General features: G+C 71.0%; 16 protein-coding genes. 9 read left to right on the plus strand and 7 right to left on the minus strand.

Annotated elements, in window-relative coordinates:
- Nucleotides 1-36: 36 nt before the first annotated feature.
- The 4 genes from ADY59_RS30315 to ADY59_RS30330 all read left to right on the plus strand — a co-directional run bounded on the left by ADY59_RS30315 (nt 37) and on the right by ADY59_RS30330 (nt 5,394).
- Entirely contained in the window at nt 37-423 is a 387-nt protein-coding gene (locus tag ADY59_RS30315) for a hypothetical protein (RefSeq protein WP_049569139.1), read from the plus strand.
- 162 nt (nt 424-585) lie between these two features.
- Nucleotides 586-2,625: a glycosyl hydrolase family 28-related protein gene (locus tag ADY59_RS30320; protein WP_049569142.1), complete on the plus strand. Its 2,040-nt coding sequence runs from the start codon at nt 586-588 to the stop codon at nt 2,623-2,625.
- 82 nt (nt 2,626-2,707) lie between these two features.
- Nucleotides 2,708-3,475 carry a glycerophosphodiester phosphodiesterase gene (locus tag ADY59_RS30325; RefSeq protein ID WP_049569145.1) on the plus strand — a complete coding sequence of 256 codons (768 nt, stop codon included), beginning with the start codon at nt 2,708-2,710 and terminating at the stop codon, nt 3,473-3,475.
- Entirely contained in the window at nt 3,466-5,394 is a 1,929-nt protein-coding gene (locus ADY59_RS30330; protein WP_156325825.1) for a heparinase II/III domain-containing protein, read from the plus strand. The genes ADY59_RS30325 and ADY59_RS30330 overlap by 10 nt, the downstream gene beginning before the upstream one ends.
- A gap of 10 nt (nt 5,395-5,404) precedes the next feature.
- On the opposite strand, the gene ADY59_RS30335 is transcribed toward ADY59_RS30330, so the two are convergent.
- Complete coding sequence (locus ADY59_RS30335) at nt 5,405-5,833, minus strand: nucleotide triphosphate diphosphatase NUDT15 (RefSeq protein ID WP_063780830.1); 429 nt, start codon at nt 5,831-5,833, stop codon at nt 5,405-5,407.
- On the minus strand, nt 5,830-7,068 hold the full coding sequence (locus tag ADY59_RS30340) for an FAD-dependent oxidoreductase (protein WP_156325826.1): 1,239 nt from the start codon (nt 7,066-7,068) through the stop codon (nt 5,830-5,832). Before ADY59_RS30340 ends, ADY59_RS30335 begins: the two co-directional genes overlap by 4 nt.
- A gap of 50 nt (nt 7,069-7,118) precedes the next feature.
- On the opposite strand from ADY59_RS30340, the gene ADY59_RS30345 reads away from it, so the two are divergent.
- Nucleotides 7,119-7,373: a phosphopantetheine-binding protein gene (locus ADY59_RS30345; protein WP_049569155.1), complete on the plus strand. Its 255-nt coding sequence runs from the start codon at nt 7,119-7,121 to the stop codon at nt 7,371-7,373.
- On the opposite strand, the gene ADY59_RS30350 is transcribed toward ADY59_RS30345, so the two are convergent.
- The 3 genes from ADY59_RS30350 to ADY59_RS30360 are packed head-to-tail and all read right to left on the minus strand — an operon-like array spanning nt 7,331 to nt 10,718.
- Nucleotides 7,331-8,791 (minus strand): amidase, encoded by a 1,461-nt coding sequence (locus ADY59_RS30350; protein ID WP_049569158.1) that lies wholly within the window; start codon nt 8,789-8,791, stop codon nt 7,331-7,333. The genes ADY59_RS30345 and ADY59_RS30350 overlap by 43 nt on opposite strands.
- Entirely contained in the window at nt 8,788-9,717 is a 930-nt protein-coding gene (locus tag ADY59_RS30355; protein WP_049569161.1) for a TauD/TfdA family dioxygenase, read from the minus strand. The genes ADY59_RS30350 and ADY59_RS30355 overlap by 4 nt, the downstream gene beginning before the upstream one ends.
- On the minus strand, nt 9,714-10,718 hold the full coding sequence (locus ADY59_RS30360) for a hypothetical protein (RefSeq protein WP_049569163.1): 1,005 nt from the start codon (nt 10,716-10,718) through the stop codon (nt 9,714-9,716). The genes ADY59_RS30355 and ADY59_RS30360 overlap by 4 nt, the downstream gene beginning before the upstream one ends.
- Before the next feature lie 195 nt (nt 10,719-10,913).
- On the opposite strand from ADY59_RS30360, the gene ADY59_RS30365 reads away from it, so the two are divergent.
- Genes ADY59_RS30365 through ADY59_RS30380 form a run of 4 tightly spaced genes read left to right on the plus strand, consistent with a single transcriptional unit; the run spans nt 10,914 to nt 15,122 of the window.
- Nucleotides 10,914-11,801, plus strand: a complete 888-nt coding sequence (locus ADY59_RS30365) for an ABC transporter ATP-binding protein (RefSeq protein ID WP_231618970.1) — start codon at nt 10,914-10,916, stop codon at nt 11,799-11,801.
- Nucleotides 11,798-12,601, plus strand: coding sequence for an ABC transporter permease (locus tag ADY59_RS30370; protein ID WP_049569168.1), 804 nt, complete (start codon nt 11,798-11,800; stop codon nt 12,599-12,601). Before ADY59_RS30365 ends, ADY59_RS30370 begins: the two co-directional genes overlap by 4 nt.
- Nucleotides 12,591-13,403, plus strand: a complete 813-nt coding sequence (locus tag ADY59_RS30375; protein WP_156325827.1) for an ABC transporter permease — start codon at nt 12,591-12,593, stop codon at nt 13,401-13,403. The genes ADY59_RS30370 and ADY59_RS30375 overlap by 11 nt, the downstream gene beginning before the upstream one ends.
- 21 nt (nt 13,404-13,424) lie before the next feature.
- A complete protein-coding gene (locus ADY59_RS30380; protein WP_049569170.1) occupies nt 13,425-15,122 on the plus strand; it encodes a hypothetical protein in 1,698 nt (565 codons plus the stop codon).
- Between the two features lie 28 nt (nt 15,123-15,150).
- Here ADY59_RS30380 and ADY59_RS30385 read toward each other — a convergent pair whose 3' ends face one another.
- Together ADY59_RS30385 and ADY59_RS30390 are read right to left on the minus strand one after the other, a co-directional pair.
- A complete protein-coding gene (locus tag ADY59_RS30385) occupies nt 15,151-16,545 on the minus strand; it encodes a class I adenylate-forming enzyme family protein (protein WP_049569171.1) in 1,395 nt (464 codons plus the stop codon).
- Nucleotides 16,542-17,804, minus strand: coding sequence for a hypothetical protein (locus ADY59_RS30390; RefSeq protein ID WP_049569174.1), 1,263 nt, complete (start codon nt 17,802-17,804; stop codon nt 16,542-16,544). Before ADY59_RS30390 ends, ADY59_RS30385 begins: the two co-directional genes overlap by 4 nt.
- Nucleotides 17,805-17,808 lie beyond the last annotated feature (4 nt).

The following is a 17,808-nucleotide window of genomic DNA, read 5'->3' on the forward strand; positions in this document are numbered from 1 at the left end:
ACTACGAACTCGAGGTCGGGCCCGGGGGCTGCGGAGTTGTTAAAAGAACCCACCACGAAACCCGCGACCACCAAGCCCGCCACGACCAAGCCCGCCGAGAGCGCCTCGTTCTCCCTGGCGTACGTGCGCGTCCAGGGCTCGTCCACCATCAAGGACGCGGGCACCTGCTACACCGGCACGCTCAACTTCGGCGTAGGCGTGGACTCCACCAAGGCGGGCGCCTCGTTCTCCTACCAGTGGGTCTTCGACGGTGACGTGATCGAGAGCGGCCAGGACCGGCTCCCGAGCGGCAGCCGCAGCGACTACCTGAGCTCCAAGCGGCTCATCGACCCGCCGGACGGCCCGCACACGGTCACGTACCGGATCACCTCGCCGGTCTCCAGGAGCGAGTCGCTCAGCTTCACCATGTGCCCCACTTCCTAGCCGCCCCCGACGCCCCGCCGAGGCCAGGCGTCGCCCCGGGCTGCCCGGAGCGAAATTACCTACGCCATCTCCGCAACTGCCGAGCAAATCAATGTAAATACTTGTGACCAACCCTGCACAGGATCTACTGTCACCTCACCCCCCGACAGAATCGAGCGTGCGATGGCAGCAGCAGCGTTACCCAGGTGGTGCAGGAACGCGGCGGCCGCCGCCGTAACGGTGGCCGTCGCCGCGGGCGGGGTCACCGCCCCCGCCACGGCGAGCGTGCACAGCGGCGTGCACAGCGGCGTGCACAGCGGCGCTGGTCCGGTGGTGACGCGGGCCGGGCTGGATCCCGCGCTGGTCGCCGGCCGGGGCGCGCCGGTGGCGTTCGCCGAGCAGGAGGCCGAGAACGCGGTGACGAACGGCACGGTCATCGGCCCGGACCGCGCCGCGTACACGCTGCCCGCCGAGGCGTCCGGCCGCAGGGCCGTCAGGCTCGCGCCCGGCCGGCACGTCGAGTTCACGCTCCCCGCCAGGGCCAACGCGATCACCGTGCGCTACAGCATCCCCGACGCGCCGGACGGCGGCGGGATCACCGCCCCGCTGCACGTCGCGGTCAACGGCCGCGCCGCCGGGACCATGACGCTGACCTCGCGGTACTCCTGGCTCTACAACCAGTATCCGTTCACCGACGACCCCCGGGCCGGCCTGCTGCACCCCGACTGGTGGATCACCGAGTGCGCCTGCGTGCCGGCCGCCACCACGCCCGCGCCGCAGATCGCCAAGCCGTTCCGCCCGATGCACTTCTACGACGAGCAGCGGCTCCTGCTCGGCCGCGCCTACCGGGCCGGCGACCGGGTCAGGCTCACCGCCCCGGCGGGCGGCGCGGCCGCGTGGACGGTGATCGACCTGCTCGACTCCGAACTGGTCGGCCCGCCGCGCATCCGGCCGCGGGCGGCGAACGTGCTGATGTTCGGCGCCGACCCCACCGGCCGCCGCGACTCGGCGCCCGCCATCGAGCGCGCCATCGCCTTCGCCCAGCGCAAGAACCTGACCGTCTACCTCCCGCCGGGCACCTACCAGGTGAACCGTCACATCGTCGTCGACGACGTCACCATCGAGGGCGCCGGCAACTGGTACACGATCGTCAAGGGCAGGCAGGTCGCCCTCGGCACGCCGGCCCCCGACGGCTCGGTGCACACCGGCGTCGGCTTCTACGGCAGGCCCGCCGCCGAGGGCGGCAGCCGTGACGTCCACCTGTCGGGGTTCGCCATCGAGGGCGACGTCCGCGACCGCGTCGACACCGACCAGGTCAACGGCGTCGGCGGGGCGCTGAGCGACTCCACGATCGACGGCCTGCACATCCGCCACACCAAGGTCGGCATGTGGTTCGACGGCCCGATGACCAACCTCAGGGTCACGGGCAACATCGTCGTCGACCAGATCGCCGACGCGCTCAACTTCCACGGCGGCGTCACGGACTCGGTCGTGTCGGGCAACTTCGTCCGCAACACCGGCGACGACGGCCTCGCGATGTGGTCGGAGAAGCTCGCCAACGCGGGCAACACGTTCGAACGCAACACCGTCCAGACCCCCACGCTCGCCAACGGCATCGCCGTCTACGGCGGCCGGGACAACACGGTGTCCGGCAACCTGATCGCCGACCCGGTCCGCGAGGGCAGCGCCATCCAGGTCGGCGCCCGGTTCGGCGCCGAGCCGTTCACCGGCGCGCTGCGGATCACGGACAACACCACCGTCCGGGCCGGCACGTACGAGCTGAACTGGAACATCGGCCTGGGCGCGATCTGGTTCTACGCGCTCGACCGGAGCATCGGCGCGGACGTCGTGGTGAGCGGCGACCACTACCTCGACAGCACCTTCAACGCGATCATGCTGGTGAGCGAGTGGTCGGTGAAGGACCTGTACAGGATCGAGAACGTGCGCTTCGAGGACATCAGGGTCGACGGCACCGGCACCTCGGTGGTCAGCGCCCGGGTGGCCGGGTCGGCGTCGTTCGCGAACGTGGACGCCCGCAACGTCGGCGCCGTCGGCGTCAACAACTGCGGCTCGTTCCACTTCCCGGCCACCGGGTCGGAGTTCGCGCTGGCCGACGGCGGCGGCAACGACGGGGGCTGGCTCGCGCCGTGGCTGCTGCCCAACACCCTCACCTGCGACGACCGCCCGCCGGTGGTGCCCCCACCGGCGCCGTCGCCCTGGTGACAGGCCGGGGCCGCGATGCTTGATCGGCTCCGGCCCCGACCGTAGCCTCGTCGTGCACGATCCGTGACGAGGGGACCGCGTTGTGACCATCCCGCTGACGGTGGCCGTGCTCGCCGCGACCGCGCTCGCGCCGGCCGCCGCCGCAACCGGGCGGCCGCCCGCCTGCCCGCTGGTGTTCGGGCACGGCGGCTACCCGAAGAACCCGGGGGCCGCCGCCAAGGACCTGATCCGCCAGCCGAACCACCCCAGCGGCGTCGAGGACATGCGCGCCCGGGGCGCCGACGGGGTGGAAGCCGACGTCCAGCTCACCCGCGACGGGACCAAGGCCGTGATGTGGCACAACACCACCACCAACGGCCTGACCGGGCCCAACCGCAAGATCACCGACCTGTGGTGGGCCGCCGGCGACGGCGACCTGAGCTCCCGCCGCATCTCCCGCGGCCCCTACACCGGCGAGCGCGTCCACACCCTGAGCGAATGGCTCGACCACGCCCGCGCCGCCGGGCTGATCGCGCTGCTGGAGGTCAAACGCCAGGCCAAGCCGATCCTGGAGCGTTCCGGGGAAGCCTGGCACGAGCTGTCCGGCCCGATCCTCGAACGGCAGGACACCCAGCGCATCCTCCTCTACTCGACGGACCCGTGGATCCAGGGCGAGCTCGCCGAACGGCATCCCGGCCTGCTCCGGGGCTCCGCCGTCCGCTGGACCGACGGCGTCGGCTGGGACGAGCCGCCGCCCGGCTGGCGCGCCCAGACGCCCCGCTGGACGAAGACGCTCAGCCGGCGCCCCGCCGGCGTGCTGACCGACTACCCCGCCGACTACCGGCGCTGGCTGGCGGGCCGGTGCGTGTGACGGCCCCGTACGAGCCGGACTGGGCGGCCGTGCGGCGGCGGATCGCCGACGCGCCGTGGGCCGCCGGCGTGCTCGCCGCGCTGGAGGCGGACTTCGGCCACTGGTCGGGGCTGCCGCTGCCGGGCCCGGAGCGGCCCTCGGCGTGGATCCACCACTACTTCTGCGACGCCGACGGCGCGCCCCTGCGCCACGACCCCGCGACGCCGGACCGGCACGCCTGCACCGGCTGCGGCAAGGTCTACTCGGGCGAGCCGTGGGACGGAGCCTGGCGTGCCGTCACCCACAACGCCGCCGCCGCGCAGGCGCAGCGCGCCGCCCTGCTGCTCCGCCTGACCGGCTCCCGCCCGGCCCGCGACGAGCTCGAACGCGTCGTGGGCGGCTACGCCCGCCGCTACCCGGACTACGAGCCGCACGGCGAGGCCGCCGGGACCGGGCGCGTCCAGCCGCAGGCGCTGGACGAGGCCGTGTGGGCGGTCGGGCTGCTGCGCGCCGTGCGCTGGGCCGGTGACGCCCTCACCCCGGCCACCTCCACGGCCCTGGACGCCATGGCGCGGGCCGTCGCCGGACTGCTGCGCCCCCAGGCGGGGGCCGTGCACAACATCCCGTGCTGGCTGCTCGCCGCGCTCGCCGAATGCGCCGTGCGCCTGGGCGACACCGGGCTGCTGGCGTGGTGTCGCGACTCCGAGTTCGGCGCGGAGGCGCAGGTCATGCGCGGCTTCCACGACGAGGGCCTGTGGTACGAGGTCAACCCGCACTACCACTACTACGCGCTCGCCGCCCTGCTGTCCTACCGCGAGGCGGCGGGCCCCGCCGGGCTGTCGGCGCGAGCCGTGCGACGCCTGTCGAGGGCGGTCACCGCGCCGCCGATGCTCGCCTACGCCGACGGCCGGCTGCCCGCGTACGGGGACGGCTGGGCCGAGTGCTTCACCGCCGACTTCGCCCCGCACGCCGAGGCCGCCTGGGGCCTCCTGCCGGAGCACCGGCCCAGCCCGGCCCCCTACTACGCACACCCGCGCCCCGCGCCGGTCCGGCTCTGGTACGGCGCCCAGCTTCCCGAAGGGCCCGCGCCGCCGCTGACCGCCCGCTCCTCCGTCGCCGCGCTCGTCTTCGGCCCCGGTGCCCTGCCTCGGGAGCCCCCGGACCATCCGGGCCCGGCCGGCTCGTTCGTGTGGCCGGGGGCGGGCATCGGCCTGCTCAGGTCCGCCGGGGTCCGCGCCGCGCTGCGGTACGGGCCCGACGCCGGCTGGCACGACCACCGCGACAAGCTCGGCGTGGACCTGGCGACCGCTTCGGGATGGTCCAGCCTCGACCTCGGCACCAGCGGCTACGGCTCGGACTTCACCGCGTGGCTGCGCTCGCCCGTCGCGCACAACGTCGTCACCGTCGGCGGCCGTCCCCAACCGGCCCACACCGGCCGCCTCGTGGCGTCGTCGCCCGGCCACCTGACGGCCGAGTCCGCGTTCGGCGGCCACACGCTGCGCCGCACCCTGACGGTGACCGGCGACGGCTGGACGGACGCGTTCACCGTGACGCTCGCCGCGCCGGACACCATCGAGTGGACCTTCCACGGCGACGGCCCCTTCACGGGGGAGGGCGAGCCCGCCACGCTCACCGGCGACCTCGGGCACGAGTGGCTGCGCGACGTGCGCCGGCTGCGGACCATCGGCGGGCTCGTGCGCGGCACGTGGGACGCCCGCGGGGCGCCGTACCTGGAACTGTCCGTCCCGGAGGGCTTCGAGGCGTACGGCGCGCTCGCCGGCGGGAACCCGAACGGGCGCCCGCTCGGCGTCCTCCTGCTGCGCGGGCACGCGGCCGGGGCGCGCATCCACGCGCGGTTCGCGCTGCCGGAAGTAGGATCCTCCGCTGCTCCACGGACCCGTGGACCGGACGAACCGCCGCCGGCCGGCAGGTGCGCGTGACGGCCCGGCGTCATCGACGCCCTACGGCGTAGGAGGACCACCCGGGGTGGATCGGACGGCCTCGCCAAGCGGCCAGCACCGCGGCTGAAGCGGGGAACAGAGGGTGCGGCAGCTCACCCGGTCGCGCCCAGATCCAGCGCTCGAACACGTGCGGCTCCAGCGTGGCCGCGACGACGGTCTGGACGGTGAGCCTGATCTCGACCCCTGCCGTCACCCGCGCGTCGCCCGACAGGACGACCGTGAACACCCGCGGTTCCGCCACGTCCCGGATCCCGGTCTCCTCCTCGACCTCACGGAGCGCCGCGGCCTCGAACGACTCGCCGGACTCCACATGGCCGCCGGGCAGGCACCAGGTCTCCGGCTCGCCTCGTTTGATCCTCCTGCCGATGAGGAGGGCGCCATCGTCGCGGACCACGAGAGCTCCGACACCGACCGTCATCGCGCCGCCTGCAGATCCCGCAGCGCGGAGTCCGCCGCGTAGTAGCCACTGACCATGGCAGCTACTATGCCGCGGAACAGGCCGCACGCGTCACCGGCCACCCAGGCGGGTGTGTCGGGCAGCCGCAGGTCGCCGTCGACCTGCGGATACCACCCGATGCCTTCGAGCGTGGGGCCGATGAGACGGGTTCCAGGCCGGCCCAGCTCGGGGTAGGCCGAGCCGAGCCGGGCGAGGCCACGCAGCATGGTCTTCCTCAGTTCGGGGCCGTACACGCGGTCGAGGACCGGCTCGCCGCCGGGCAGCGCGTCCAGGGGGAGCGTGAAGAAGGAGCGCTCGTCCGCCATCGCGTCCAGGGCCGGGGCGATCAACCGGGCCGCCATGGCCTCGTCCAGGACGCGGGTATTGAAGCCGATGTTGGAGCGGCCGGTGGGCGGGCAGTCCGAGCGGCCGGAAACGGTCCACAGGCCCTGGGTCTCGGTGAACGCCGTCTCCCCGTCACGGCACGCGCAGAAGGTGCGCCACTCCACGCTGCCGTCGCGCTCGCGGAACCGGAGCTTGGGGTCCAGTTGCCGCATGTCGCGGAAGAATGCCAGATCGGCCGGTTGATCGATGCGGAAGCCGACCTCCAGCCTGTGGAAGGACCGTTTCCAGGTCAGGCCGGGCAACCCGAGCGGGCCGAACCTGCCGCCCGCCAGCACGAGCCTGCGCGCCGTCAGATCGTGTCCTGCGAGGGAGAGCACGAAGGTGTCGGTGGCGGGCCGATACTCGGCCTTCACCACTTCGGTCTCGGTGAACAGCGTGGCGCCGGACACGGCGACCAGGTCGCCGGTGAGCTTGATGCGAGCAGGCAGCGAGAGGTAGTCGGACGGGTAGGCCTTGAGCACCCATTCGCCCGCTCCGACGGTGTAGGCGGAAGGGGCCTCGGGGAACGGAGGAGTGTCCACGCCGTACGAGGCGAGCACGTGGCACGTCCAGTCGTAGGCGGCGCGCAGGTCTTCAGTGCGCGGCAGCGTCCACAATTCGCTTGCCGAGGGAAAGAAGGAGAATTTCCCGTCGGAGAAAAGCCCGGCACCGCCATGACCGCGCGTGATGTCCGACGGCGCGTGCCGATCGCGTTCGGCGACGAATTTTCCGCCGTCCACGAGTGCCACGCCGAATCCTTTTCCGGCCAGTCTGTTCGCGGCCGCGAGCCCGGCCGGTCCGGCGCCGACGATGGCCAAATCAAAGCTGTCCACTATTCTCCTTCTGGAAAGTAATGCGACGCACAGGAGGAAGGCGGCCGATCATGTCCGAGACGGTTTTTCCGGTGAATTTCATCGCCACAGTCCGAGCTCATCTGAAATTGCTGGCGCCGGACGCTGTCATCGAGCCGGATCTTGACCTGGTCGCGGCCGGGCTCGACTCGCTCGCGATGGTCGGCCTGCTTCTCGACCTCGAAGAGGGATGGGAAATAACGATTCCCGACAGCCGGCTCAGCTGGGAGACCTTCCGGACGCCTCAGTCGCTGTGGACGGCCGTCTCGGAGCTGATGTCCGCCTGACGCCACAGCGGTGGATGGCGGTCCTTCCAGGGGCGTTCCGCCTCCAGTTGCGCGGCGACGGCCAGCACGGTGGCGTCGGCGCCCGGCCGGCCCGCGAGCATCACGCCGATGGGGAGCCCGTCGTGGCTCCACCCCAGAGGCAGTGACATCGCCGGCTGGCCCGTCAGGTTGTACGGCGAGCAGAACGGCGAGAACTGCCGCTGCCGCTCCAGCTGATCCGCCGGGTCGTCAGGCTCGGTGAAGTACCCCATCGGGGCGGACACGCGGGCGAGCACCGGAGTGAGCACGAGATCGACACCGCTCAGCGACCGCATCGCCGACCTGGCGGCATTCTGGAGCTGCCCCAGTGTCCCGAGCACGGCCCAGGCGGACTGGGCCGAAGCGCGCTCGCGCACGAAGCGGGTCAGCGGATGCAACTGCCGCTCTCGTTGCGGCGACAGCGGATTGGCCGCGAGCACCCCGAAAATCTGGTCGAACAGCGGGCCGACCGACGGGTCGAACGGTGGGGCGATGTCGATGACCTCATGCCCGAGTGAGGCCAGCAGCTTGCTCGTCTCCTCCCAGACGCGCAGGACCTCCGGGTCGACCCCGGTCTCGGCGACCAGCGGCCGGGCATGCCTGCCGATGCGCAGCCGCCCGCCCCGCCGCAACGCGGCCAGGAACGATCCTTCCGGCGGTGGTGGCGGCGGCAGGTGCGGTTCGCCGGGCATCGGCACCGCCATCGCGTCGAGCAGGGCCGCCACGTCGGCCACCGTACGGCCGAGCGGCCCGTTGGTCGGCAGGCCGAACATCCCCGAATGCAGCGGGCCGTGGCTGACGACGCCCCTGGTCGGCTTCATGGCGACCAGGCCGCAGAGTGACGCCGGCACGCGAAGTGATCCGCCCCCGTCCGACCCTTGCGCCGCCGGCGCCAGGCCCGCGGCGACGGCGGCCGCCGCGCCCCCCGAGGACCCGCCGGCGATGAGCCCGGGACTCCACGGATTGCGGGTGGGCGGCCCCTGCCCGGTCTCGCACGACAGCAGGATCCCGAACTCGCTGGTGGCCGTCTTCCCCAAACTGATCGTCCCCGCTCGGCGCAACAGGGTCACGACGTCGGCGTCGAAGGTCGGCACATTGCCGGCCAGCACCTTGGAGCCGAACATGGTGCGGACGCCCGCCGTGGCGGTGAGGTCCTTGAAGCACGTCGGAACGCCGTGCAGCGGCGGCAGATCATCAGGATCAGCCCGCCGGATCCGCTCCTCGGCTTCGCGAGCGGCGGCACGCGCGGAATCGGCGGTCACGGTCACGAAAGCACCGACCTGTGGATCGAGGCTGTCTATTCGCGCCAGATAATGCTCGACAAGTTCGACCGGAGAAATTGTTCGATCGCGAATGGCGGCCGATTGGCCGAGCATTGTCAATTCATGAAGTTCGGTCATGGGCTCATAGTAGCGGCCGTCATCGCCACGTATATGGATCGTTCTCCGGAATAGCTGTCCCTGCCGTGCATGGTCGCCTGATTGTCGAGCACGAGCAGATCCCCGGCTTGCCACGGCTCGGCGTGCGCAATGCTTCTGGAGGTTCTGGATATCTCGGCGATGAATTCCTCCGGCACCGGGGCTCCGTCGGCGTAGGTGACATCGTGCGGCAGTCCTCCGCCGTACATCTTCTCCAGCACCTCCCGGGCGCGTGGTGACCCGACGCTCGACGGGTGCCATTGGTCGGCCTGGTTGAACCAGATCTTCTCTCCGGTGCGCGGATGCCGCCGTGTGGCTTCGCGCTCGCGGGTGAGCACGAGCACTCCCTGCTCCCAGGAATGCTCCACGTCCCGCCCGTCCAGAAGCTTCGCGCAGGTGTCGCGATCGTCGGTCTCGAAGGTCTCCCGCCAGCTCTTCCCCAGGCCGGCGTCCGCGGGCAGGCGCTGGACGTAGCGCAGCCCACGCTCCTCGAACTCGCGCACGAGCCCGGCCGGCAGGCTCTCCAGAAGCTCCCTCGCGTCACACAGCGGCGTCGCGCCCCCTTCGCGCGCGGGCCTGCCGCACAGGAAGAACAGCAGATCGGGCACCTCGCGCTCGTAGGACAGCTCTTGGTGCAGCGTGATGTCGGCCGACGGCGGGAACTCCGTCGAGGTGTAGACGTTGCCGCCGAGCTGCGTCCGGGGTGAGTTGCCGCCGACATACGACATCGGCTCCAGGTCGAGCCGGCGTAGCAGCCTCGGCAGGTCATGCTTGCCGCCGAGGGCGAACCCGCGCAGGAGCAGCGGCGCCCCGGCCAATGCGCGCCGATCGGCCAGCGCGGCCGCGACCTCGGCCGCGGCCCTCTCGAGCGAGGTGTCCGACGACGCGTGGATCCTCAGTGGAGTCATCTGTCCTCTTTCCGTCCCGCCGGCGGGACGACCAGCGAGCAGTAGGCGTCATACAGCCGGCGTCCGGCGTCGGCCCAGGTGGGCAACCGCGGCCGCCCTGCCGGCTGCTGAATGTCGAAGGCTCGTGCGAGCACGGACGGCCGCATGCCGCCTTCGTAGGTGTGCACCCATGCCCCGCCCACCTCGTCGACCAGATCGACGGCGGCGCCGCGGTGCGGCATGAGCACCGGCCGGTCGAAGGAGAGCCCGAGGAATGCGCTCGCGGAATTGACCGCGAACGAAGTGCCCAGGACAAGGGAGTCGCTGGCGCGCACGTAATACTGAATCTCAGCATCTCGGACGAACCTGAGATCCGCACGCGCCCGCGGTGTCCGGTCACATTCTTGACGCACCTGCCGGGCCAGTTCCGCGCTTGCCGGTTTTCCCGCGACGAGCAGAAAAGCGTCCTCCCGGCCATGCGTCACCTCTCGATGGCATCTCAGAAGCTCTGGGATGTTCTTGTACGGCCTGACCATCCCGAAAGCCAGGGCGATACGCGCCTTCGCCGGCAGGTTCAAATGGTCACGTGCGGCCTGTCTCGACGGTTCGTCGTCCGGGTAGACGCCCCGGTAGCTGCCCTGCGTGATCACCCGGAGATCGACGCCGTCGATCGCCGGATATTCGAACCTGAACTGGCCGAGCGCGGTATACGACGGGGAGATGACCTGGTCGACCAGGCGGCTGAAGCGCCTGATGAACCCCAGGATCACACCGGACCTGCCCAGTTCGTGCGGCCGGATGTTGTTCGCCGTCCACACGATCTTGGCGCCGCGTGATTTGGCCAGTCGTAGCTCCGCCAGCATCCTGGCACCGTCGATCGCGGTCCAGAACGTGTGGCAGTCTCTTCGGACGAGCCATTCCGGCCAGTAGACATGAATGATGTCCCAGGAGCCGCCGAGTACCGCTGCGGTCGAATAAGGCAGCACCTCGACCGGCCCGGCGGCGCGGACGCCCATGTACATCTGCGGTAGGTCGGGATTTCCCCCGGCCTCGCTCGAAAGGTGTGCGACAAGAACTCTCAGCGGTCGTGACGGCATGGCCAATCCTTTCCGGGGGTTTCGGTGATTATCGCGCAGGATCTCGTGAAGAATTTTTATCGACCGGTTCGCATACCCGGGCCGTTCGGCGGGATGAGGTCCCTTTTCACCACACGCCGGGTGGTCACGAAAGCGGTCGACGGCGTCAGCATGACCGTCGGGCCGGGTGAGATGGTCGGTTATCTCGGTCCCAACGGCGCGGGAAAGTCCACGACCATCAAGATGCTCACTGGGGTGCTCGTGCCGACGTCCGGCAGGGTCGAGGTCAACGGCCTGGTTCCGTGGCGCGACCGCCGGGCCAACGCCCGCGCCATCGGCGTGGTCTTCGGCCAGCGCACGCAGCTCTGGCAGGACCTGCCGTTACGTGACTCCTTCGAACTGGTCGCCAAGCTCTACGGCATGGGCAGGAACCGATATCTCTCGCGCCTGGCGGCGTTCACGGACCTGCTCGACCTCGGTCCCTTCATCGACACACCGGTGCGCTCGCTCTCTCTCGGCCAGCGGATGCGCGGCGACCTCGCGGCCGCGATGCTCCATGAGCCCCCGCTGCTCTACCTGGACGAGCCGACAGTGGGATTGGACGTGGTGGCCAAGGCCAGAATCAGGGACTTCATCGCGAATCTCAACGCGGACACCGGCACCACGGTCATCCTCACCACCCACGACATCGCCGACGTCGAGCGGCTGTGCCGGCGGGCCGTGATCATCGATGAGGGCCGCGTGGCGTACGACGGAGACCTCGACGCGCTCAGACGCCGTTACCTGCCCTATAGGGAGCTCGCCGTCATCGTGCAGCCGCCCCTGCCCGAATGGGACATCCCCGGCGTCGAACTCGTGGACACGGTCGCGCACCACGGGCACGTCATCCTGAACGTGCGCCACGACCCGCTGATGCTCAGCACCCCGGAGGCGATCGGCCGGATCACGGCCCGGGTCGCCGTGGTGGATCTGACCGTCAAGGAACCCGACCTCGAACAGGTCATCCACCGGATCTACACGGCACGATGAGGTACGGTCGGCCGCCGGCGAGCGCGGCGATCATCGCCAAAGCGGCCAAGTCCGTGCTGATCTACCGATCGGACATCCTCGTCGGCATCGTCAGCCTCGCTCTGCGGGTGGTCCTGGTCCATCTGGTCTGGCAGGCGCTCTATGCCGGCGACGCCAGCGTGGCGGGGATCGGCCGCGACGACGCGATCGGCTACGCCATCCTCGGCGCGATCTTCAATGTGACGTTCCAGCCGTGGCACTTCTCCAGCCTGATGAGCCGCGTGTCCGACGGCACGGTGGTGTTCGACCTCATCCGGCCGGTCGGGCTGATCACGTTGTCCCTGGGGCAGCAATTCGGCGCTGTGCTGGCGGGCTTTCCCCGTGCGCTGATCGGCATGGCCGTCGCTCTGGCGCTGGGGGCCGTGCCGCCTCCCACCGGAGTGGCCACCGCCCTCGCGTTCGTCGTCAGCTCGCTGCTCGGCCTGGCGATCGCCCTGCTGTGCAACCTGCTCGTCGCCATGACGGCGTTCTGGACCACCGAGATCTATGGAGCGATCATGGTCTACCACATGGCCGCCGCGTTCTGCTCCGGCGCCTTGATCCCGCTGTGGTTCATGCCGGGCCCGCTCGCGACCGCTCTGAGTTGCCTGCCGTTCAGCGCGCAGGTCTTCACACCGCTGTCGATCTATCTCGGCCGCGAGCCTGACATGCACACGCTGGCGTCGATCGGCGGCCAGCTCGTGTGGGTCGTCGCGCTGGCCGGCCTGAGCCGGCTGGTGTGGCGGCGCGCCCTGCTCCGGGTGGTCATCCATGGCGGCTGAACTGATCCGGCAGGTCAAGGCCTACGCCTGGCTCCAGCGCGCCGCCTGGAAGGCGAGCTTCGCCTATCGGGGGAACACCGCGAACACGATCGTCGGGGTGGCGGCCGTGCAGGGGGCGCAGCTGCTGTTCATCGGCGTGCTGCTCGACAGGTTCGGCGCGGTCGCCGGCTGGTCGATTCCCGAGGTCGCGCTGCTGTACGGCATGCGGCTGACCGCCCACGGGATCTGCACCACCTGTTTCGGTCAGCACACGGCTGTCGCGATCATGCTCCGGGAGGGCTACTACGATCGTTTCCTGCTGAGGCCGGTCAATCCGTTCCTCCAGGTGCTGACCGCGCGCTTCAACCTCGGCACGCTCGGCGATCTCGGGCTCGGCCTGACGATCCTCGCGGTCGCCGCCCCGGCCGCCCCCGTGCGATGGACACCGCTCACCGTTTCGTTCCTGGCCGGTGCGGTCCTCGGCGGTGGCCTGGTCGAGGCGGGAGTGCAGATCGCCCTGTCGGGCCTGAGCTTCCGCGTGAGCATGTTCAGCGCCAAGGCCACGGTCAGCACGGTGTTCACCGACTTCGGCGCGTACCCGATGACGATCTTCGGTCACGCGGGCGCCCACGCGCTCACGTTCGCACTCCCGCTGGCGTTCGTCGCCTACCTGCCCTGCACGGTCATCCTCGGGCGGACGGCCGAGCTGGTCGTGCCCGCGTGGCTGGCGTACGGCGCGCCGCTCGCGGGCCCTCTTCTGCTCTACGCCGGTTACCGGTTCTTCATCCGCCAATCCCGCCATTACGTCAGCACAGGCAACTGAGGGGTCAACATGATCGTATTCATGCTCGGTATCGGAGGCTCCGCCGTCGCGGGCAAGGAAGCGCTGGACGCCTGGCTCCGCCGCTACCCGCTCCTGCCCGATCAGACCGTGAAGCAGTGGATCTCCGACGACCAGCGCGTCTGGTGCCACTGGGTCTCGCACGGTGAGGATCAGCTGGGCGGCATCCGTTACACCGCGACCGCCCCCGGCACGTTCGCGCTGTTCGCCGGTCGCCCGGTGCGCTGGCAGGACGGCGAGGCCAACGGCCGCGACAGCATCGACCCGCGCGGGTATCTGGAAGATCCGGGCGGGTGGGCGCCGGAGCTCGACGGCCGCTACTGCGTGGTGCGCGCGGACGACCGGCACGTCCACGTCGTGACCGACCCGGTCGGGCTCCTGCCCGTGTACACCTCGCGGCACGACGGCGCGGTGCTCGTCAGCAACATGGCCGCCCTCGTCACCCCCGGCAAGGCCGCTCAGCGCATCCGCGCGCTGGCCGGGCTCCTGGCCGCGGGATGGGGCATGACCGGCGAACCCATGCCGGAAGGCGTGGACAGGATCACCCCCGGCGCGCTCGTCACGCTCACCAGGGACGGCTCGTCCACCGAGCGGAGGCTCGGCCCCGCCTGCCGGGAGCTGTTCTCGGCCCCGCCCGACTACGCCGAGGCCGAGCGGCTCATGCTGTCCCTCGCGCGAGGCTTCGCCGACTGGCCGGGCCGGCCCCAGTTGCTCGCACTGACGGGCGGCCGCGACTCGCGGGTGATCGGCGCGGCGCTGCGGCACGCAGGCGTGACCACCTCCGCCGTGACCGTCGCCTTCGCCGGGCAGGTGGGCTACCCGGCCACCGGTGACGTGCTGCTGGCCAGCGCGCTCGCCACCACGTTCGGGATCGAGCACACCATCCGCACCGTGGGCCCGCAGTCGGCGCTCTACAGCCGGCTGCCGTCCGTCCTGGACGTCCTCAGGCTGACCTCACCGGGAACCACCGCGCTGAACGACATCATGGACCTCCAGCTCAGGACCGCCGAGGGGCCGCTCCCCGTCATGCACGACGGAGTCGCCGGAGAGATCGCGCGTGGCGGTTTCGACACCTACCTCGAAGGCGACACACCACGCGGCGGAACGCCCGCGGAGATGGCGGACGCACTGCTGCACAGGGCGGTCATGAAGAGCCCGACGCCGTTGGTGAACGCGGACGGGATGGGACTGCTCCGTAGCTGGATGCGTGAGTTCGTCACCTCCCACGTGGACGAAGGGGTCAAGCTCGACGACATCCCCGACACGTTTTTCCTGTATCACCAGGCTGCCTGGCACGGGCCGAACGTCACCAATCGCGAGCACCGCGAGGACGCCGTGTCCATGATGCTGTCGCCCCGCCTCTGGCCGCACATGCTGGGCACGACCGCCCGCGAGCGCGCATCCGGCGTCTTCCACCGGGAGATGCTCAGCCGGTTCGCGCCGGAGGTGGCGAACCTCCCGTACGAGAAGGCGGCGGCCTCGTGGACGCCCGGCCAGGGGATCAAGGAGCCGTCCGATCCGATCGAGGCGGTCCTCAAGGCGACCAGGATCGCCGTGGCCGATCACCCTGATCACCCCGCCTGGGCCGTACTCGACCGCCGGCGTGTGACCGCCCTGCTCGACTCGCCCTCGCAGGTCATCCGCGGGCCCGGCCGCTACCAGCTGTGGAGCCTCGCGACGGTCTTCTGCGGCGCCTCCTGACGCAAGGACGGGACCGGGCGGCCGTCGCTCAGGCTCCGCCGGCCGCCAGGTCCCGCAGCACGCTCTGCCGTGTCTTGCCGTTCTCGGTACGCCGCAACGAGTCCACGAACCGCCACCGCCTGGGAACGGCAGGCACCGGCAGCGACATCAGGCAGTGCTGGGCGAGCTCCTTCGCCGACAGGGCGGCCCCGGCGCGCACGACGACGAGCCCCACCAGTCTGGTGCCGAAGTCCTCGTCGGCGACCGGCACCACCGCGGCGTCCGTCACCTCCGGGTGGCTCAGCACCACGGCGTCGACGTCGCCGAGATAGACGTTCTCACCACCGATGAGCACCATGTCGTCGGCGCGCCCGACCAGGTAGAGGTAGCCGTCGCCGTCCTTCCAGCCGAGATCGCCGACCGTCCGGTACGGGGCGGGCGCCCGCCGCTCGGCGTGCCTGCTCGGCAGGGTGCGCAGGTGAACGGTTCCCACGGTGCCGTCGGGCACGGGCCTGCCGCGCTCGTCCAGGATCTTGATCCGGCAGCAGAAGCCTCTGCCTACGGTGCCCGGCCGGGCCAGCCACTCGTCGCCCCTGCACAGGGTCACGCCGATGCCCTCGGTGGCGGCGTACATGTCGTAGACGCGCTCGGCGCCCAGCGCGTCGATCCAGGCGCGCTTGGTGTCCGGTGGGCACGGCCCTCCGGTGTGAAGCACCGCGCCCAGCCGCGTCCAGCCGGCGGCTCGGTCCAGGTGCGTCTGGAGCAGGCGCATATGGGTGGGGGTGAGTTGCGCCCATTCGACGTGTTCCGCCCCGAGAAGCCGCGCAACGGCCGGCGGGTCGAAGATCTCGGTCAGGATGGCGGTGCCGGCGTCGGCGAACGTGGCCACGAGGCAGGTGAAGGCCGCCGAATGCCCGAGCGTGCCCGCGATGAAGCGGCGCTGACCGTCTCGCCAGCCACAGCGGGTGTACATCAGCGGCGGCGGTCCCGCTTGCCGGAAGGGGAAGCGGACCAGTTTGGGCGTGCCGGTGCTCCCTCCCGTGGGCAGCACGTAGGCCGGTGCCGCGCGCCTCGGCCCGGCGCGGCCCACTTCGGTGACCTGCTCGCCCGTGACCAGCCAGCGGACCGGATGGGTCGGGGCCGTCCTGTGCAGCCAGGCGCGCCGCTGCCGCTCGGTCAGGCTGTCCACCGGCAGTACCTCGGCACCCAGCGCCGAGGCGGCCAGGAGCGAGATCGTCGAGGTAAGTCCCCGGGTCAGCTCGACGATGATCAGATCAGGCGTGCCGCGGGCGCGCAGCAGCGCCGCCCGCCTACGCGTTTCGGCGTGCAGTTCGCGCCAGGTCAGCCGGCATACGGTTGCGTCGGCCCGATGCAGCGCGAGCGCCTCGCCGCCGGGGACGCGCGCCGCATGGCTCTCCACGATGGCGTGCAACCCCGAGGTCACAGGACGGCCCCCACCCTCGTCCTGGGATCACCGGACGAGGCCGCCAGTTCCTCCAGCGCGTGGACCTGTCCGGCGGTGTCTCCTGCCTGCGGCCACGTCACGCCATTGACGACCAGCGTCATGGCGCGCGCGGATTCCTTGATGTCGAACACTGTCCTGTACGCGTCGCGGTCCTCCCTGGCGGAAGTGGTCCGGTTCCCGTCGCCCCAGTCGAACACGTCGGGAATGACGTGATAGTTGAGGTGGACCAGGCCGTTGACGGTGTCGCCGTCCCGTGACCGGGCCACCTCGCGCTGCATCCGTTCGAAGGCCCTGGGGTCGTACGCGCACGTGCGGTAGGAGCTGACGCAGGAGGCCCACGCCTCCCGCATGAAGCGCTCCATCGTGCTGTCGGGGTCCACGCGGATCGGTGTCACCGTGGCCAGTGTGTTCGTCGCGACGTAGGAGGCGCCCGCGACGGGAGGCGGCACCCGGAACAGCGTCCTGACCAGGACGGTGGTGAAGCCGTACTCGCGCGAGACGAGCAGGGCGATCAGCCCGGTCAGCACGCCGCCCTTCGGCAGGCCGAGGACGCGGGCGAGCCGGTCGACGTGCAGCTTCAGCGCCGCCGACCGGGTTCGGGTCTCGGTGGCGTGGGCCGTCGGCGTGCGGATGACCTGGTCCGGTTCCACCGTCGAGAGCAGGCCGCGCATGTGCGCGATGTTGCGCGTGCCCGCCGCCAGGCGGCGCGGGGCCGACTCCAGCTCCGCGACCGTCAGCGGGTCCACGGCGGGTGGCAGGGCGCTTGCGGGCCGGCCCCTGATCAGCGCCCGGTACTCCTCGGCCAGCAGGGCGGCGCCGTGTCCGTCCACCGTCAGGTGAGAGGTGATCAGGACGCAGCCCCAGCGCCGGTCGGGTCGCTCGTAGAGCAGGCAGAGCGGTGGGTCGGTCTCGGGGACGAGAGTGGCCCGTCCCGTGAGGTACAGGCTGTGGATGCGCAGGAGGTTGTCCGCCGGCACGGCGGGCACGGGCGCTTGCCGGATGTCGAGCCCGGCCGTGTCGTCGACGATCTGCAGCCCGCTGCCGAGGGCGAACCTCGTGCGGAGGACGCCATGCCGCGCCTCCAGGACCCGAAGCGCCGAGGTGGCCGCGGAGCGGGTGTCCGCGCCGTGGCCGGGATCCAGGTCACGGATCATCACGAGCTCGGACAGCTTTCCGCCGATCTTGCCGAGCCACGTGATCAGGTCGGTCTGTCCCCAGGTCAGCGCTCCCGAGGCCATGGTT

The organism is Nonomuraea sp. SBT364, assembly GCF_001083785.1.
In the GTDB taxonomy this organism is placed as follows: Bacteria; Actinomycetota; Actinomycetes; order Streptosporangiales; family Streptosporangiaceae; genus Nonomuraea.